The sequence below is a fragment of the Allosphingosinicella sp. genome (genome assembly GCF_036402135.1).
Classification (GTDB): Bacteria; Pseudomonadota; Alphaproteobacteria; order Sphingomonadales; family Sphingomonadaceae; genus Allosphingosinicella.
In genome coordinates this window covers 95,781-113,432 of the sequence record NZ_DASWTN010000045.1, presented here as the reverse complement: position 1 = coordinate 113,432, position 17,652 = coordinate 95,781, and the positions used below count along the sequence as shown (strand labels likewise).

At 64.9% G+C, this 17,652-nt stretch carries 17 protein-coding genes and 1 pseudogene; 9 read left to right on the top strand and 9 right to left on the bottom strand.

Annotated features, from left to right (window positions below):
* Positions 1 to 37 precede the first annotated feature (37 nt).
* The 3 genes from dnaA to mutM all read right to left on the bottom strand — a co-directional run bounded on the left by dnaA (position 38) and on the right by mutM (position 3,037).
* On the bottom strand, positions 38 to 1,405 hold the full coding sequence (dnaA, locus tag VGD10_RS13180) for a chromosomal replication initiator protein DnaA (RefSeq protein ID WP_331041275.1): 1,368 nt from the start codon (positions 1,403 to 1,405) through the stop codon (positions 38 to 40).
* Between the two features lie 457 nt (positions 1,406 to 1,862).
* Positions 1,863 to 2,126, bottom strand: a complete 264-nt coding sequence (rpsT, locus tag VGD10_RS13175) for a 30S ribosomal protein S20 (RefSeq protein WP_331041274.1) — start codon at positions 2,124 to 2,126, stop codon at positions 1,863 to 1,865.
* 98 nt (positions 2,127 to 2,224) lie between these two features.
* Positions 2,225 to 3,037: a bifunctional DNA-formamidopyrimidine glycosylase/DNA-(apurinic or apyrimidinic site) lyase gene (mutM, locus tag VGD10_RS13170; protein WP_331041273.1), complete on the bottom strand. Its 813-nt coding sequence runs from the start codon at positions 3,035 to 3,037 to the stop codon at positions 2,225 to 2,227.
* A 47-nt stretch (positions 3,038 to 3,084) separates the two neighbouring features.
* Here mutM and VGD10_RS13165 point away from each other — a divergent pair, with 47 nt between their 5' ends.
* The 7 genes and pseudogenes from VGD10_RS13165 to VGD10_RS13135 all read left to right on the top strand — a co-directional run bounded on the left by VGD10_RS13165 (position 3,085) and on the right by VGD10_RS13135 (position 8,632).
* On the top strand, positions 3,085 to 3,813 hold the full coding sequence (locus VGD10_RS13165; RefSeq protein WP_331041272.1) for a class I SAM-dependent methyltransferase: 729 nt from the start codon (positions 3,085 to 3,087) through the stop codon (positions 3,811 to 3,813).
* Positions 3,810 to 5,342, top strand: coding sequence for a 2-polyprenylphenol 6-hydroxylase (gene ubiB, locus VGD10_RS13160; RefSeq protein WP_331041271.1), 1,533 nt, complete (start codon positions 3,810 to 3,812; stop codon positions 5,340 to 5,342). The genes VGD10_RS13165 and ubiB overlap by 4 nt, the downstream gene beginning before the upstream one ends.
* Before the next feature lie 4 nt (positions 5,343 to 5,346).
* Positions 5,347 to 6,533: pseudogene (gene coaBC / locus VGD10_RS13155) on the top strand (bifunctional phosphopantothenoylcysteine decarboxylase/phosphopantothenate--cysteine ligase CoaBC).
* A complete protein-coding gene (locus tag VGD10_RS13150) occupies positions 6,530 to 6,976 on the top strand; it encodes a DoxX family protein (RefSeq protein WP_331041270.1) in 447 nt (148 codons plus the stop codon). The pseudogene coaBC and the gene VGD10_RS13150 overlap by 4 nt, the downstream one beginning before the upstream one ends.
* Complete coding sequence (gene dut / locus VGD10_RS13145) at positions 6,957 to 7,394, top strand: dUTP diphosphatase (protein ID WP_331041269.1); 438 nt, start codon at positions 6,957 to 6,959, stop codon at positions 7,392 to 7,394. Before VGD10_RS13150 ends, dut begins: the two co-directional genes overlap by 20 nt.
* A gap of 2 nt (positions 7,395 to 7,396) precedes the next feature.
* Positions 7,397 to 7,804, top strand: coding sequence for a hypothetical protein (locus VGD10_RS13140; RefSeq protein ID WP_331041268.1), 408 nt, complete (start codon positions 7,397 to 7,399; stop codon positions 7,802 to 7,804).
* A gap of 45 nt (positions 7,805 to 7,849) precedes the next feature.
* Positions 7,850 to 8,632, top strand: coding sequence for a HesA/MoeB/ThiF family protein (locus VGD10_RS13135; RefSeq protein ID WP_331041305.1), 783 nt, complete (start codon positions 7,850 to 7,852; stop codon positions 8,630 to 8,632).
* Here the strand turns inward: VGD10_RS13135 and VGD10_RS13130 are convergent.
* From VGD10_RS13130 to plsY, 6 genes are all read right to left on the bottom strand, one after another.
* Complete coding sequence (locus VGD10_RS13130) at positions 8,605 to 8,904, bottom strand: hypothetical protein (protein ID WP_331041267.1); 300 nt, start codon at positions 8,902 to 8,904, stop codon at positions 8,605 to 8,607. The genes VGD10_RS13135 and VGD10_RS13130 overlap by 28 nt on opposite strands.
* Positions 8,901 to 9,374 carry an FKBP-type peptidyl-prolyl cis-trans isomerase gene (locus tag VGD10_RS13125; RefSeq protein WP_331041304.1) on the bottom strand — a complete coding sequence of 158 codons (474 nt, stop codon included), beginning with the start codon at positions 9,372 to 9,374 and terminating at the stop codon, positions 8,901 to 8,903. Before VGD10_RS13125 ends, VGD10_RS13130 begins: the two co-directional genes overlap by 4 nt.
* A gap of 2 nt (positions 9,375 to 9,376) precedes the next feature.
* Positions 9,377 to 11,905, bottom strand: a complete 2,529-nt coding sequence (gene topA, locus VGD10_RS13120; RefSeq protein ID WP_331041266.1) for a type I DNA topoisomerase — start codon at positions 11,903 to 11,905, stop codon at positions 9,377 to 9,379.
* Between the two features lie 73 nt (positions 11,906 to 11,978).
* The gene (locus VGD10_RS13115) at positions 11,979 to 13,544 is read right to left on the bottom strand and encodes a vWA domain-containing protein (RefSeq protein ID WP_331041265.1); all 1,566 of its coding nucleotides are present in this window, start codon (positions 13,542 to 13,544) and stop codon (positions 11,979 to 11,981) included.
* A gap of 54 nt (positions 13,545 to 13,598) precedes the next feature.
* A complete protein-coding gene (dprA, locus tag VGD10_RS13110) occupies positions 13,599 to 14,696 on the bottom strand; it encodes a DNA-processing protein DprA (RefSeq protein WP_331041264.1) in 1,098 nt (365 codons plus the stop codon).
* Entirely contained in the window at positions 14,689 to 15,306 is a 618-nt protein-coding gene (gene plsY / locus VGD10_RS13105; RefSeq protein WP_331041263.1) for a glycerol-3-phosphate 1-O-acyltransferase PlsY, read from the bottom strand. Before plsY ends, dprA begins: the two co-directional genes overlap by 8 nt.
* Positions 15,307 to 15,418: 112 nt before the next feature.
* Between plsY and murI the strand changes: the two genes are divergently transcribed.
* Together murI and hemA are read left to right on the top strand one after the other, a co-directional pair.
* Positions 15,419 to 16,333, top strand: a complete 915-nt coding sequence (gene murI / locus VGD10_RS13100) for a glutamate racemase (RefSeq protein WP_331041262.1) — start codon at positions 15,419 to 15,421, stop codon at positions 16,331 to 16,333.
* Positions 16,299 to 17,513, top strand: a complete 1,215-nt coding sequence (gene hemA, locus VGD10_RS13095; protein ID WP_331041261.1) for a 5-aminolevulinate synthase — start codon at positions 16,299 to 16,301, stop codon at positions 17,511 to 17,513. Before murI ends, hemA begins: the two co-directional genes overlap by 35 nt.
* Positions 17,514 to 17,652: the final 139 nt, after the last annotated feature.

Sequence of the window (17,652 nt, the reverse complement as noted above, 5' to 3'; positions counted from 1 at the left end):
CTCTCCCCTTCCCCTTTGCCCTTTCGGGCCCCGCTTCTTAGCTTTCCAGCTGCCGCGTCAGCAGACGGATGTCGGCGTCGAGTTCCGCATCCTGCTGCCGAAGCTTTTCGATCTGCCGCACCGCGTGGATGACGGTGGTGTGATCGCGCCCGCCGAAGCGGCGGCCGATTTCCGGCAGCGAGCGCGGAGTCAGCTGCTTCGAGAGATACATCGCGACCTGCCGGGGCCGCGCGACCTCCCGCGCTCGGCGGGCCGAGGTCATCTCGGCCTTCCGGATGCGGTAATGGTCCGAAACCTTGCCCTGGATCTCGTCGATGGAAATGCGGCGCTGATTGGCGCGGAGGATGTTGGCAAGCACTTCGCTGGTGAAGTCGAGGTCGATCGGGCGGCTCTGCATCACCGCATAAGCGGCGATACGGTTTAGTGCGCCTTCCAATTCGCGGACATTGGAGCTGATCCTCTTGGCAAGGAACATCGCCACGTCCTGCGGCACCTCGACTTCGGGAAGCGCTTCGAGTTTCTTCATGATGATCGAGAGGCGAAGCTCGAGGTCAGCCGCATTGATGTCGGCGACGAGGCCCCAACTGAGGCGCGACAGGATGCGCGGCTCGATGCCGTCCAGGTCCTGCGGCGCACGGTCCGACGAAATGACGAGACGGCGGCCGGCCGAGATGATCTCGTTCATCGTGTGGAAGAATTCTTCCTGGGTCGATTCCTTGCCGGCGATGAACTGCACGTCGTCGATCATCAGCAGGTCGGCGGAGCGAAGCTGCTGCTTGAACTGGATCGTCTCGTTGGCGCGTAGCGCGGCGACGAATTCGACCATGAACTTTTCGGCCGACATGTAGATGATCTTGGCGCCCGGGCGGCGGGCGCGGAATTCGTGGCCGATGGCGTGGAGAAGGTGAGTCTTGCCCCGGCCGGTGCCGCCGTGAAGGAAGAGCGGGTTGAAGGCGACATTGTCGGCGGTTGCGAGCGTCCGCGCCGCGTTGAAGGCAACCTCGTTGGCCTTGCCGACCACAAAGGTCTCGAAGCTGTAGCGGGGCTCCAGCTGCGCGGCATAGAGCCCGCCTTTATCCTCCGGCTGCTCCTCTTCGAGGATCTGCGCCGGGATCTCGGCCGCGGTGCGGGACGCGCCCGCACCGACGCCGATCACGACGTTCCGGATCGACGGCGAAGCAGCGCGCCATGCGAGCGACAGCCGCTCCTGAAAGTGCGTGCGCACCCAATCGGCCATGAATTGCGACGGAAGGTCGAGCTTCACCGTGGACGTCAGCGCATCGTAATTACCGAGCGTGATCGGACGAAGCCAGCCGTCGAAGGTGCGGGCGCCACAATCGCGGCGAAGGCCGGTGCGGATCTGCTCCCATGCATGAGCGATGGGATCGACCGGTCCTTTAGTCAAAGCTTCGCCTCTGGCTGGCGTCTGGTCCACGCGAGCACCCCCTCATAAATCCGTTGCCGCTACCCTCGCGGCTATATTTTGAGCAAACGGTCCCCCTCACGGCGAATCACCCCCCGGCGCCGCCGATTCAGTTTCGTTATGCTGTGTTGCGCTCCGTTGGGGAGATTCGCCCCGCCGGAGACGTGTTTTTTGGAAGCAGATCGGGAGTCGATCAAGAGCCAAAAATTGTCGTGGATGAAATAAATGGCGTTGACATGGAAAGTGCCCGCTTTTCCGTCAGAACCTCAGAAAACCGCTGAAAACGCAGCGGTTTGGAACCGTCGTCGATCTGTAACGGAACTGCAATGAAGGCGCGAATCGCAGGAAAACCTAGGGTTCCGCAGCAGGTTTCATTTTGGCACGAAAAAGCCCGCCGGAATGACCGGCGGGCCGAACTCTTTGAAAAGCTTTGAAAGGCTCAGCCGAGCGCTGCGACCCTCTTCGTCAGGCGCGAAAGCTTGCGGGCGGCGGTGTTCTTGTGAACGACGCCCTTGGCAACGCCGCGGGCCAGTTCCGGCTGCACCTTCTGCATGGCGGCGCGGGCCTGATCCTTGTCGCCGGACGCAAGCGCGGTTTCGAGCTGCTTGATGAAGGTCCGGATGCGGCTGACGCGCGCGCCGTTGATTTCCGCACGGCGGTCGTTGCGGCGGATGCGTTTCTTTGCCTGCGGCGTATTCGCCATCGTAAGTGCCTCGTATCGCTGAAAAGAAAACGGCGCGGAATCGAGGCCGCACCGGTCAGGGGCGCTCTCTACGCAGCAAGCGCTGAAAGGTCAACCGCCTAGCGCTGGCAAATGGCGCAATAGAAAGTCGATCTGCCGCTGTCGACGCGGCGGCGAATCGGCGCGCCGCATTCGCATGCCTCGCCTTCCCGCCCATAGACCCGCCATTGCTTGGAGAAATAGCCCAGCTCGCCGTCCGGCCGCGCATAGTCGCGAAGGCTGGATCCGCCCGCTTCGATGGCCGCGAGCAGCACCTGCTTGATTGCCTGCACCAAAGCTTCGAGGCGCGGCCTGGAGATGCGTCCGCCGGCGCGGCCTGGCGCAATCCTCGCCAGATGGAGGGCTTCGCAGACGTAGATATTGCCGAGGCCGGCGACAATGCGCTGGTCGAGCAGCAGCGCCTTGATCGGCGCGGAGCGGCCTGCCAGCACCTCTTTCAGATAGGCGGCGTTGAAGTCGGTGCTCAGCGGTTCCGGCCCCATCTGAACGAACGGCTTGTACGCAGCGACCTCCTCCGTCCGCACGAGATCGAGCGAGCCGAAGCGGCGGGGATCGTTGAGGGAAAGTCGCCTCCCCTCCTCCGTCTCAAGAAGGAAATGGTCGTGAAGGCCGATCTCGGCCGGGTCAATCCGCCAGCGACCGGACATGCCGAGGTGGAAGATGAGCGTATCGCCGCGATCCGTATCGATATGCCCGTATTTCGCGCGCCGGCCGAGCGTCGTTACCCGCGCGCCGGTGAGCCGCTGGCGAAGGTCGGGCGGAAAGGCCCAGCGGAGGTCCGCCCGTCGCGCCTCGACCGAGGTCAGCCGCCGCCCCTCCAGCACCGGAACAAGTCCGCGCACCGTGGTTTCGACTTCGGGAAGCTCAGGCATGGTTGCTTCTATTCATGTCGCCCGCTTCCCTGCTAGAGGCCCCGGCAATGGACAAGGTTTCTTTCGGCTACGAAGAGGTTCCGCCCGAGGAAAAGACGCGGCGGGTGCGCGGCGTCTTCTCTAACGTCGCCTCGCGATATGATCTTATGAACGACCTGATGTCGGGCGGCATGCACCGGCTCTGGAAGAACCAGTTCGTGCGCCGGGTGAAGCCAAGGCGGGGCGAGGCGATCCTCGACATGGCAGGCGGCACCGGCGACATCGCCTTCCGCATGGTGGGTTCCGGCGCGCAGATCACCGTCGCCGACATCAATCGCGAAATGCTGGACGTCGGCATTGAACGGGCGCGGCGGCAGGGGATCGAGGGCTTGGTCTGGGCGGAGGAAAATGCGGAGGCTTTGACCTTCGTCGACCAGACGTTCGACGCTTATACGATCGCCTTCGGCATCCGGAACGTGACCGACATTCCGGCGGCGCTCCGCGAGGCGCACCGCGTGCTCCGCATCGGCGGCCGCTTCTTCTGCCTTGAATTCTCGACCTCCACCTGGCCGGGCTTCCGCGAGCTTTACGACAGCTACAGCCACAATATCGTGCCGCGGGTCGGCCGCGCCGTTGCCGGTGACGAGGACAGCTATCGCTACCTGATCGAATCGATCCGCCGCTTCCCCGATATGCCGACCTTCGCCGGGATGATCGAGAAGGCGGGTTTCGCTCGCGTGAGCGTCGAACCGATCCTCGGCGGCGCGGTCGCCATTCACAGCGGCTGGAAGATTTGACCGCACCGGCAGTCCATATCTGGCGGCTCCTGAAATGGGGCCGAGTGCTTGCGCGGCACGGGGCGCTGCGTGGGATCGAGCGCGACCCCAATACGCCGGCGCCGGTGCGGCGGCTCGCCCGCATCGCCCGCTTTGGTGCGCGCGTGCCGAAGGTGCCGACCTACGCCACCGCCTTTCAGGATATCGGGCCGGCGGCGATTAAGTTCGGCCAGGCGTTGGCGACGCGGCCGGACCTTGTCGGGCCGGAAGCGGCCAAGGACTTGCAGCGACTTCAGGACAGTCTTCCGCCCGCGCCCTTTGATCAGATCAGGGCGAGCATCGAGGCCGCTCTCGAAGGCCCTCTTGAGCGCTTCTATTCGGAATTCGACCCGGACCCGGTCGGGGCCGCCTCCATTGCGCAGGTGCACCGCGCCGTCACTACTGACGGCCGGCTAGTCGCGGTGAAGGTGCTGCGGCCGAACATCGAGGAGGAATTTTCGAAGGCGCTCGATACTTACGAATGGGCGGCGGCGCAGGTTGAAGCGATGGGCGGCGAGGCCGCGCGCCTTCGCCCGCGGCTCGTCATCGCGCATTTCCGCCAGTGGACGGCGCGCGAGCTAGACCTTCGCCGCGAAGCCGCCTCTGCCTCGGAGCTTCGCGAGGGGATGGAGGCCGAGAGTGGCTTTTTCGTGCCTGAGATCGACTGGAGCCGCACCGCCCGGCGCGTGATGACGATGGAGTGGATCGAAGGCATCAAACTCACCGACCGCGATGCTTTGGTCGCTGCGGGGCATGACTTGAAGGCGCTTGCCGCGACTTTGGTCCGTGCTTTTCTCCGCCAGGCGGTGGTGGACGGCTTCTTCCATGCCGACCTTCACCAGGGCAATCTGTTCGCGCTCCCCGATGGTCGCCTGGCGGCCATCGACTTCGGCATCATGGGCCGGGTGGACCGGCAGGCGCGGCTGTGGCTGGCCGAAATCCTCTACGGCCTCATCACCGGCAATTACCGCCGCGTGGCCGAAATCCATTTCGAGGCGCAATATGTGCCCTCGCACCACAATATCGAGGAGTTCGCGACCGCGCTCCGCGCCGTCGGTGAGCCGATCCGCGGCCTTCCGGTGAAGGAAATTTCCGTCGGGCAGATGCTGGACGGGCTTTTCACCATCACCCGCGACTTCGACATGCCGACGCAGCCGCACCTCCTCCTCCTCCAGAAGACGATGGTGATGGAGGAAGGCGTCGCGACCGACCTCGACCCCGACATCAACATGTGGGAGACGTCGGAGCCGTTCCTCCGCGAATGGATCAGGAGTGAGCTTGGGCCCGAGGCGCAGCTTGCGGACGAGATCGTGCGCAATTTTCGAACCCTTCGTAAGCTTCCGGAGCTCATCCGCCGCATCGATTATTATTATCCTCCGCCCGGCGCCGCCCCGCCGCAGCCGCCGCTTCCCGATGTGGTGGTCGTGCAGCCCCGCCATTACGGCCGCTACGCGCTGACCGCGATCGTTTCGGCAGCGGCTGGCGCGGCGGCGGTGTTGCTCCTAAATTAGGCCCATGCGGGGCAAGCGCATCCTTCTCATCGTCGGCGGCGGCATCGCGGCCTACAAGGCAGCCGAGCTCATCCGGCTGATCCGGAAGGCGGGTGGTGAAGTCACCTGCGTGCTGACGAAGGGCGGCGCGCAGTTCATCACCGAAATGACGCTCGGCGCGCTGTCCGAAAACAAGGTCTATACCAGCCTCTGGGACCTCAAGGACGAGGTCGAGATGGGGCACATCCAGCTGTCGCGACAGGCGGATTTGATCGTGATCGCGCCGGCAACCGCCGACCTCCTCGCCAAGATGGCGGCCGGCATGGCCGACGACCTCGCCACCACTATCCTTCTCGCCACCGACAAGCCGGTGCTCGCCGCGCCGGCAATGAACGTCCGCATGTGGGAGCATGCGGCGACGAGCCGCAACGTCGCGCAGCTCAAGGCGGACGGCATCCAGATTATCGAACCCGACGAAGGCGATATGGCGTGCGGCGAATATGGTCCCGGTCGCCTTCCCGAACCCGCGGCCATAATGGAGGCGATGGAGCGGGCGCTGCGGGCATGAGCCTTCAAGGCAAGCACGTCATCATCACTGCCGGCCCAACGCATGAGCCGATCGACCCCGTCCGCGTCATCGCTAACCGCTCCTCCGGCAAGCAAGGCTTCGCCATCGCGGAGGCGCTGGCGGCACTCGGCGCCCGAGTCACGCTGATTGCAGGACCGGTAGCACTGGCGACCCCTCAAGGCACGACGCGGCTCGATGTTGAGACGGCGGTTCAAATGAACAACGCCGTGGAAGCGGCGCTTCCTGCCGATGTCGCAGTCATGGTGGCGGCCGTTGCCGACTGGGCGGTGAACCCGGCCACCTCTAAGCTCAAGAAGGCAAATGGTCCGCCGCAACTCGAATGGCGTGCCAATCCCGATATTCTGGCCAGCCTCACGGGCCATACTCAGCGCCCCCGCCTCGTTGTCGGCTTCGCTGCCGAGACGGAGAATGTCATCGCTGAAGCGGAAGCGAAGCGTGCGCGTAAGGGTGCCGATTGGATTATCGCCAACGATGTGTCCGGCGACGTGATGGGCGGCGACACGAACGAGGTGCATCTCGTCACATCCACTGGCACCGAAAGCTGGGACCGCATGTCGAAACAGGAAGTCGCACGGCGGCTGGCCGAACGGATTGCGGAGGCATTGGGGGAGGAAGGGAAATGAAAGCCGACTGGCTGTTGCTGACGCCGCTGGCCCGCTTTGGAGACCTCGGGCTGTTGCTGCTCCGGTGGATAACCGGCGCCTTCCTCATCTATCAGAGCTACGACAATATCTTCAGCGCCGCGGGGATGGACGAGTTCGAGAAGTTCCTGACGCAGTTCGGCTTTCCCGCCCCCGAATTGACGGCGCCGCTTTGCGTCTGGGCGCAGTTCCTCTGCGGCATCCTTTTCATTCTGGGGCTCCTCACCCGCTGGGCGGGGCTCCTCACCACCTTCGTCTTCATTGTCGCGGTGTGGATGGTGCACTGGCCGCAGGATTTCCCCGGCTGGTGGCCGGCGCTGATCCTCGTCTTCCTCGGGATTCTCTTTGCGACGGCGGGCGCGGGCCGCTACTCCGCCGACGCACTTATCGAGCGCCGGAGAAGCCATGATCGACATCCAGCTTAAGCGCCTGCCGCACGGCGAGGACCTCCCCCTCCCTTCCTATGCGACGGAACATGCTGCGGGCCTTGATGTCGTCGCGGCGGAGACGCTGACGCTCGCTCCCGGAGCGCGCCACGCCGTCGCCACCGGCTTCGCCGTCGCCATACCGGAAGGGTACGAAGTCCAGGTCCGCCCCCGCTCCGGCCTCGCGCTGAAGCACGGCATCACCTGCCTCAACACTCCGGGCACTATCGACTCCGACTATAGGGGTGAGGTAAAAGTGATCCTCGCCAATCTCGGCTCAGATCCTTTCGAGGTCGTGAAAGGCGAACGCATCGCGCAACTGGTTCCGGCGCCGGTGCTGAAGGCTCGGTTTGCAGAGGTCGCGGACCTCGGCGAAACGGGTCGCGGCTCGGGCGGCTTCGGCTCTACAGGGAGGTGAAGATGATATTATCGACTCTCGCGGCAATTTTTCTCAGCACGTCGACGCCGGCGCCTGTGACGATCGAAGTCGGGCGCGCGCAATGGGATCGCTTTCCGAGTCTCGAAAAAAGAGGCCGGGAACTCCCTGTCAGCACGATGGTCGGACTGGTTGAGGAAATGCTGGCATCGAAGCAATGTGAGCTTGAGGGCCAGTCCGCAAAAAGGTTCGATATCACAGTCCCTTATGCGGTGATGCTGGGCCCGGACGGTTATGCGCAAAGGATCGTTGTTGCGGACGTGGGCTGCGCTCCCCTCGAAACAATGATCGGGCAGGCCGTATATGGGTTGTCGTCAAGCGGCAATTTCTCGAAGAGCGGCGCGAAGACAGGCCGCTGGTATGTGGATGAGGTCAGCCTTATCTTGCAGTGATCGGCGTGCATGCGCCGGAAGCCCTGAATAAGTGCAGTTTTAGCCATTCGTGAGATTTCGGACCGTCAGCTTGACCGTTACGCCCGCCATATCGTCCTGAAGGAGATTGGCGGGCACGGTCAGCGCCGGCTGCTTGCGGCGACGGTAGCGATCATCGGTGCAGGCGGAATCGGATCCCCCGCCATTCAGTATCTCGCCGCCGCCGGTGTTGGGCGGCTTCGGGTCATCGATAACGACGAGGTAAGCCTCAACAATCTGCAGCGGCAGATTCTGTTCGGAATAGAGGATGTCGGGCGGGAAAAAGCGGATGTGGCGGCCGACGCTGTTGCGCGGCTCGATCCAGAGATCCGCTTTGAGAGCCTGAAGCGGCGGCTCGACGCGGGGAATGTCGCCGACCTCCTCCAAGGCGCGGACATCGTCCTCGACGGCAGCGACAATTTCGCGACCCGGCTTGTCGTCTCCGACTTCACCACCAGGGGGCAGGTCCCGCTCGTGTCAGCGGCGATTGGGCAGTTCCAGGCGCAGATCGGGACGTTCCGTGGCTGGGAAGAGAACAGGCCCTGCTACCGCTGCTTCGTCGGTGACGCATTCGATGCCGAGGATTGCGACACCTGCTCGGGGCTTGGCGTGCTCGGCGCGATGTGCGGCATCGCCGGTAGCTTCGCCGCGCTTGAAGCAATCCGTCAGATCGTGGGCTTCGGCGATGAGGCCGCGGGCAAGCTGCATGTGTTCGACGGCCTGAAGCCCGAAATGCGGACCCTTAGGATTGTGAAGGATCCGGCCTGCCGCGGATGCGGCGGTCAGGGCCTGAGCAGAGCCTCAAGCTGAAAGAGACTCGGCACAGCGAGCAGCAGGCCGAGCGCGATGTCGAAGATACGGATGCGGTGCATCAAAGTGCCGCGCGAGCGGCTGTAGATGTCCTTCAGCGTGATGAGCAGGATCGAGAGGCCGCAGAAGGCGGTGACCACGAGCGCCGCGACGAACGGCACGAGGAGCTGTTCTGGCCACGACGCGAAGATCGGCCACAGGATCAGCGACAGGACGCCGGCCGTGATGCCGAGCCCCGTCGCCCGCCCGATCGTCCACTGCTTCACCGTCATGGCTGCGGCGGGATGGCGATCAGTTCAATGGTGAAGAGCAGGGTCGAACCGCCGGGGATCGGGCCCTTCCCCTTCGGGCCGTAGGCGAGCGTGTAGGGGATGGCGAATTCGTAGGTGTCGCCGACGCTCATCAGCGGCACCCCCTCCTGCCAGCCCTTGATGAGGCGCGGCAGCGGAAAGGTGGCAGGATCGCCGCGGGCGATCGAGCTGTCGAACTCGACCCCGTCGATGAAGCGGCCGGCATAGTGGATGGTGACGGTGTCGGTGGGGCTCGGCTTCGGGCCGGTGCCGTCCCCCTTTACGCGGCGGTAGCGGAGGCCGCTTGCCGTCTGCATCCAGCCGTCGGACGGTTTGAGGCCGTAAAGGTAGAGCATCTGCCGGTTGAGGTACTCGGCCGTCACCTCCGTGGCAGGAGCGGGCGGCGGCGAAGCCTGCGCGGATGTAAGTGCGAGAGCGAGCAGAGCAATCATCTTCAACCCTTCTTCTTTGCGGCAGCCGCGTTCTTCGCGGGCGCCTTCTTTTTTGCCGGAGCCTTGCGGCCCTTCTTCGCCGGCGCCCGTGCGGCGCGTTCGTCGATCAGCTGCGCCGCCTCTTCGAGCGTCAGCATGTCCGGCTGGATGCTCTTCGGCAAAGTCGCGTTGGTGGTGCCGTCGGTGACATAGGGACCGAAGCGGCCCTCCATCAGCTTGATCTCGGCCTCCGTGCGCGGATGGGGCCCGAGCACCTTCAGCGGTTCACGCGATGCGCCGCGGCCGCGGCCGCCACCTGCAGCCGCTTCCGCGAGTTTCACGACTGCAGCGTTCATGCCGGTTTCGAACACCTCGGAGGTGGAGCCGAGCTTCGCATATTTGCCGTCATGCGCGAGATACGGCCCATAGCGGCCGATGCTGGCGGTGATCTCCTTGCCGCTTTCCGGATGCATGCCCACGGTGCGCGGCAGCGAAAGCAGCTTCACGGCGAGGTCGAGGTCGAGCTCGCCCGCATCCTTCGGAATGGACGCGCGCTTCGCCTCCTTGCCCTCGCCCATCTCGATATAGGGACCGAACCGGCCGGTCTTGCGGCTGATATCCTGCCCCGTCTCCGGATGCTGGCCGAGTATCTCCGGTCCGGTATCCGCCGCACCTTCCTCGCCGCCCTGGGCGAAGCGGCGGGTGAACTTGCAGTCCGGGTAATTGGAGCAGGCGACGAAAGCGCCGAAACGGCCGCCGCGAAGCGCCAGCCGGCCCTCGCCACAGGCCGGGCAAAGGCGCGGGTCCGAACCGTCCGCCTTGTCCGGGAACAGGAAGGGGGCGAGAAAGTCGTCGAGCGCTGCAGTGATGTCCGACGGCTTCTGCTCCATGATCTCCGCCGTTTTCGGCTTGAAGTCGCGCCAGAAGGCTTCGAGCACTTTCTGCCATTGCTCGCGTCCGCCGCTAATCTCGTCGAGGCTGTCCTCCAGCCCCGCCGTGAAATCGTAGGAGACGTAGCGTTCGAAGAAGCGCTCTAGGAAAGCAGTGAGAAGGCGGCCGCTTTCCTGCGGAATAAAGCGGTTCTTCTCCAACGTCACATAGTCGCGGTCCTTCAGGGTCTGCAGAATCGAGGCGTAAGTGGAAGGACGCCCGATGCCGAGTTCCTCCATCTTCTTGACGAGGCTCGCCTCCGAATAGCGCGGCGGCGGCTGGGTGAAATGCTGCTCAGCGTGGACGGATTTCTTTGCGGGCGCGTCGCCCACGCCCAAGCGAGGCAGCCGGCGGCTTTCTTCGTCCTGCTCGTCATCGCGGCCCTCTTCATAGAGCGCCATGAAGCCGGGGAAGAGCACCACCTGACCCGTGGCGCGAAGCGCCGTCTGACCGGTGCCGTCGGTCAGTTCGACCGTCGTCCGCTCCAGCCGGGCCGAAGCCATCTGGCTCGCCAGCGCGCGCTTCCAGATAAGGTCGTAGAGCCGCGCATGATCGCCGGAGCCGGCATGGCTGCGGCTGAAGTCCGTCGGCCGGATGGCCTCATGCGCTTCCTGCGCATTCTTGGCCTTGGTCTGGTAGCGCCGCGGCTGATCGGGGACGTAGCCCGCATCGTAACGCTCGACGACTGCGCGGCGGGCGGCGGAGATCGCCTCCGGCGCCATGTCGACGCCGTCCGTCCGCATGTAGGTGATCGCGCCATCCTCGTAGAGCCCCTGCGCCACCCGCATCGTGTGACTGGCGGAGAAGCCTAGCTTCCGCGCCGCTTCCTGCTGCAGAGTCGAAGTAGTGAAGGGCGGCGGCGGGTTTCGCGTCAGCGGCTTCGTTTCGACCGAATTGACGGTGAAACGCCCCGCCTCAACCGCCTGCTTGGCGGCTTCGGCCGTGCCCTGATTGCCAATACTGAGCCGGTCGAGCTTTTCGCCGCGGAAGCGCACCAGCCGCGCGAGGAATTCGGTGCCGTCGGCCTCCATCGTCGCGGCGACGCTCCAATATTCTTGGGGCTTGAAGACCTCGATCTCACGCTCGCGGTCGACGATCAGCCGCAAAGCCACGGACTGCACGCGGCCCGCCGACTTGGCGCCGGGAAGCTTCCGCCACAGCACGGGCGATAACGTGAAGCCGACCAGATAATCGAGCGCGCGGCGGGCGCGGTAGGCGTCGATCAGATCCTCGTCGAGCGCCCGCGGCCTCTGCATCGCTTCGGTGACAGCGGACTTGGTGATGGCGTTGAACGTGACGCGCTGAACTTCCGCCGGAAGCGCCTTCTTCTTTTGAAGCACCTCCTGAACGTGCCAGCTGATCGCCTCGCCCTCGCGGTCGGGGTCGGTGGCGAGGATCAAAGCGTCCGCCTTCTTGGCTTCGTCGGTGATGGCCTTCAGCTGCCGCGCCTTGTCGGCGTAGGCCTCCCATTCCATCGCGAAACCGTTGTCCGGATCGACCGATCCGTCCTTCGGCGGCAGGTCGCGGACATGGCCGTAGGAGGCGAGCACACGATAGCCGCCGCCCAGATATTTCTCGATCGTCTTCGCCTTGGCCGGCGATTCGACAACAACCAGTTTCATGTAAATTCAAAACCCCTCACGCGTACGCGTATAGGGTGGTGAGGCTACGGGGCGCCCGTCAAGCGCCCCGTTCTCATTGCTGGTATTGAGGGTCGAAATCCGCCGGCAGAATGCACTTGCCGCCGTCGTAGCGGCCGACCGAGCGGATCACCTCGCCTTCGCGCGGTTCGATGCGGCGGCCGGAAATCTGCCCGTCGAGGACGCGGCGGACGAGAGCATCGAGCTTGGTGACTAGGTAGCAGTCCACCGCAGGCGGGGCGTGCGGGTTGCCGATGCCGCTGTCGTCGGTGAGGAAGATGTAGCGGGACTGGGTCGCCGCGGCCATCGCCCGCATCACGTATTCGGCCGTGTCGGCAACGCCCGAGGCTGCGACAGGCACGATCTGGATCCGCTTCGCCCGAGCCGCTTCGGCGGCGACCCAGGTCTTGCCGATATTTTCGTCATGCGGCGGCGCGTCGGCGACGAGGAGAAGCGACTTCACCGCGTCCGGTCGCCAATCCTGCGTCACCGCCCGGTGAAGGGCGAGGTCCATCGCCTCCGGATAATCGCCGCCGCCGTTCGCATAATGGCGGCTGAGCGTCGCCTGCATCTGCCCGAGGTCGCGGGTGAAGGGCATTGTCCAGGTGACGTAATCGTCCCCAATGTCGCGATAGGCGACCAGCGACAGGCGCATGTCGAGGCCGGGGTGGCTCCGCGCCAGAGCGCCGAGGATCGAGCGAAGCTCCGACTTCAGGAACTGGATTTCGTCGCCCATGCTGCCGGTGGTGTCGATAGCGACGAGGAGGTCGAACTTCCGCACCGGCTGCACGCCGCGTGAAAGCGTCACCGTCTGCCGCTGACCGCCCGCACCTTGAAGCATGACGCGGCGGACGCCCTGATTGCCGACGCCGAGCGTCACATAGGTGCCCAGCCGGTCCAGCTCAGGATAGAAGACGGCGGTGCCGTCCGCCACGGTGGCGAGTGTCAGGCTGTTGCCGTCGGCGCAGGTAATGCGGACCGGCGCGAAGGGAATGGGACGGCCCGACGGATCCTGCACTGCGACGGTCAGCGCATTGGCGGTATCGACCCGCGGAACACCCTGCATACCGATCGTGCGGAGAAAGCGGTTCACATAGCGGGCGTAGAGTGCCGGATTGAGCAGATCGTCATAGTCGCCCGCTGTCAGCAGCCCCGACTGCGGCTGATAGCGTGGGTAGTAGCCGGGCGGCGGCGGAGGCGGGAGCGACGAAACCGCGGGCGGCGGCGGCGCCGAGCGTGCTTCTCCTCCGTCCACGACCGTGACGGGCGCAGCCGACTCCACGCTCGGGCGCGCGATGCGGCTGCCGGTCACCGCGACTTCCGAAGCTTCTCCGGCATCGGCAGAGGCGGACGGCGCCGCTGGGGCAGCTACGGGCGGTGGCGGAGGTGGCGGCGGAGGCGGTGGTGCGAGCGGCCCAGAATAGACGTCGCCGCGCCTTTCTTCGCGATACTGCCCCTGCTGGTCCTGAACTGGCCGGACCTCCGGCGGCAAAGCGGGAAGAACCGCCGGGCGGCGACAAAGCGGCTCGCTTTGTCCCTGCGTTGACGTTGATGCTATGAGCATCGACGCACTTCCAAGCGCTCCCGCAGACAGGAACGCAATCGCAAGCCCCTTACGCATCACACTCTCCTGAAGCGTTCTTTTTATAATGTAATGTTATAACAATATTGACGCTCAGGCAAGACTCACCTTGCCTCCTGCATGGCGCTCCAGCCGTCCGGCAAGCTCCAGCTCCAGACGCACGGTCTGCAAGGTCGCGGGCGCAAGGCTCGACTGGCGGACGAGCTCGTCCACCGGCACCGCCGTTGGGCTAAGGAGATCGAGCACCGCCTGCCGCTCGCGCTCGCTCGCGTCCGCGGCTGCTGCAGGGGCGGAATAGTCGAAACTCTTTTGCGCGAATGGGCGGTGTCCGACCGGCCGTGTCGCCTCCAGCACGTCCTCGGCATTCTGGATCAGGGTTGCGCCTTCGCGGATCAGCTGGTTGCAGCCCTGCGCCCGCGGATCGAGCGGCGATCCCGGCACCGCCATCACCTCGCGCCCATATTCGGCGGCATAACGGGCGGTGATAAGCGAGCCGGACTTCGGCGCCGCCTCCACCACCACCGTTCCTTGCGCGAGGCCCGCAATGATGCGGTTGCGATAGGGAAAATGCCGCGCCCGCGGCTCCACACCTGGCGGCTGCTCGGCGATGAGCAGGCCGCGCTCCGCGATCGCCTGCTGCCGCGCCTCATTCTCGGGCGGATAGACGATGTCGATGCCGCCGGCGATCACCGCCACCGTGCCGCTTTCCAGCGAGCCGTCATGGGCCGCCGTGTCGATGCCGCGGGCGAGGCCGGACACCACGACGGCACCCTCCTCCCCAAGCTTCTGCGCCAGCATTCGGGCGAAGCGGCAGGCGGCTGCGGACGCATTCCGCGCGCCAACCATGGCGACGGCGGGCTTGTCGAGCAAAGTCAGATGCCCTTTGACGATCAAGGCCGGCGGCGCGCTCTCCAACTCGGCGAGCAGCGGCGGGTACATGCCCTGCCCCAGGAACAGGTAGCGCGCACCCAGTGCCTCGACCCGCTCCATCTCGCGCTCCACCAGCGCCCGCGGCGCGAGCTTCGGCGCGCGGCCCCCGCCCCGTGCGGCAAGATCGGGGATCGCGTCTAGCGCGGCCGACGCCGAGCCAAAGCGGGCGAGCAGCTGGAAATAGGTGACGGGCCCGATATTGTCGGAGCGGATGAGGCGGAGGCGGGCGACCTGATCCTCGGTCGCGGAGCGTTCAAGCATTCGTCTGTTCGGCCTTGGCCCCGCCGACGCGCGGTTCGCTGCCGTCGAGCAGCCGGTCGAGATTGGCCCGGTGCTTCCAGAAGACCAGAAGCGCAAAACCGAGATAGAGTAGCGCAAGATCGAAGCGGCCAAGCGCCGCCGCACCGACAGGCGCCGCAAGAGCCGCCGACATGCCGGCCAGCGAGGAATAACGGCTGATGCCGAGCACGCCCAGCCAGACGGCGGCATAGATAAGCCCGGAGGGCCAGTGGAGGCCGACCATCACACCGAACAGCGTCGCGACGCCCTTGCCGCCGCGGAAGCGGAGCCAGACAGGCCAGAGATGCCCGACCACCGCGCCGATCGCCGCAATCTCCTCGCAGCCCGGCCAGATTGCGCGAACGATCAGCACCGCTGCAGTGCCCTTCAGCATGTCGAGGAGAAGCGTCAATGCGGCGAGACCCTTGCGGCCGGTCCGAAGCACATTGGTTGCGCCAATATTGCCGGACCCGATTGCGCGGAGATCGCCCGCGCCGCTCATGCGCGTCAGGAGGATGCCAAAGGGAATCGAGCCGAGCAGATAGCCGAGCAGCAGCGACAGCAACGGCTCTGCGTAGACTTCGGCGCTCATGGCTCTCCCCTCGCCTGCAGCCTATCAAATTGTGAAGGCCGCGCAACAATTTGCATCAAGATGCTGCGCTGAGGACTTTGCAGCGCCCCTTATGCCCGTCTAAGCGCCGGATATGACGGACATGCGGCCGCTCCTGATTTTCGACTCCGGCGTCGGCGGCCTTTCCGTGCTCCGTCCGATCCGCGCGCTGCTGCCGACCGCGCCCATCGTCTATGTCGCCGACAGCGCCGGCTATCCCTACGGCACCAAGCGCGCCGCAGAGATCGAGGCACGCGTGCCTGCGCTGCTCGGCCGCATGGTCGAGCGCTTCGATCCGGAGCTGATCGTCATCGCCTGCAACACAGCCTCGACCATCGCGCTGGACGCGGTACGCTCCGCACTCGATCTGCCGATCGTCGGGACGGTCCCCGCCATCAAGCCCGCCGCCGCTCTCTCGAAGAGCCGCGTTATCGGCGTGCTCGGCACCGAAGCGACGGTTAAGCAGCCTTATGTGGATATGCTGTCCGGCGAGTTCGCGTCCGACTGCATCGTGCTCCGCCACGGATCGGCGGAGCTGGTCGACCTCGCCGAGGCAAAATTGCGAGGCGAAGCGACCGACGCCGCCGCCTATCGCCGCGTCCTTGCCGGCCTGCTCGACCAGCCGGACGGCGACCGAATGGACGTCGTCGTCCTCGCCTGCACGCATTTCCCGCTCGTCCAGGAAGAGCTGGAGGCCGCGGCGCCGCACCCGCTACGCTTCGTCGACGGCAGCGAGGGGATCGCCCGCCGCACCGCCTGGCTGACTCAAGATCATGTCTGGCCGACGGAGCCTTCGGAAGGATTGGCCCTCTTCACCAGCCGGGACCCAGAGCTTCAGGCCTATCGCCCCGGCTTTGAGCGGTTCGGCCTGAGGCTGGTTGAGCCTCAAGCATCCACTTGCGAGCCGTTTGCACTGGCCTTCCGTGGCGACAAAGTTTATGGGCTGCCGGAGCGACCCCGGGGAGCAGAGTTTCTTGGATTATCAGCGCATTTTCGCGGCTGCGATTGATCGGCTTCATGCCGAGGGGCGCTACCGCGTGTTCATCGACATTCTGCGCAACAAGGGCGCCTATCCCAACGCGCGCTGCTTTGCCGGCCATAACGGACCAAAGCCGATCACCGTCTGGTGCTCGAACGACTATCTCGGAATGGGCCAGAACCCGAAGGTAATCGCGGCGATGGAAGAGGCGCTGCACGATGTCGGCGCAGGCTCCGGCGGCACACGCAATATCGGCGGCAACACCCATTACCATATCGAACTCGAGGCCGAGCTTGCCGACCTTCACGGCAAGGAAGCGGCCCTGCTGTTCACTTCGGGCTACATTTCGAACGAAGCTGCCCTTTCCACGCTCGGCAAGCTGCTTCCGGGCTGCATCATCTTCTCGGACGAGCTCAATCACGCCTCAATGATAGCCGGCATCCGCAGCTCCGGATGCGAGAAGAAGATCTTCCGCCACAACGATCTCGCCCATCTCGAAGAGCTTCTGAAGGAAGCGCCCGCGGACGCGCCGAAGCTGATCGCCTTCGAAAGCGTCTATTCGATGGACGGCGACGTGGCGCCGATTGCGGCCATTTGCGACCTCGCGGACCGCTACAACGCCATCACCTATCTCGACGAAGTCCATGCCGTCGGCATGTACGGCGCGCGGGGCGGCGGCATTTCCGAGCGGGACGCCATCGCCAGCCGCGTCACAATTATCGAAGGCACGCTCGGCAAGGCCTTCGGCATAATGGGCGGCTATATCGCCGCCGACAAGAATATCGTCGACGTGGTCCGGAGCTATGCGCCGGGCTTCATCTTCACGACCTCGCTGTCCCCGGTGCTGGTCGCGGGGGCGCTTGCCAGCGTTAAGCACCTTAAAGCCTCGTCCGAGGAGCGCGAGGCGCAGCAGGCGAGCGCCACCCGGCTGAAGACCTTGTTCGAGGAAGCTCACCTGCCGGTGATGCCATCCACCACTCATATCGTGCCACTGATGGTCGGTGATCCGGTGAAGGCAAAGCGGATCAGCGACATCCTGCTCGCAGAATACGGCATTTACGTTCAGCCGATCAATTTCCCCACCGTCCCCCGCGGCACCGAGCGCCTCCGCTTCACGCCGGGCCCGACCCACAGCGAAGCGATGATGCAGGAACTCACCGCCGCTCTCGTCGAGATCTGGGACCGGATGGAGATGCGGCTCGCCGCTTGAGCCGCGAACCCACTGCACTTTCCCCCGAGTGCTCAATGGGTTCGGCGATCGTCGCTGACGTTCGGCGGATAGGCACCTTCGCCGCATCGCCTGCGCCAACGTCTGGACGATCAGAATTCTTGTTCTTACGAACGGATCA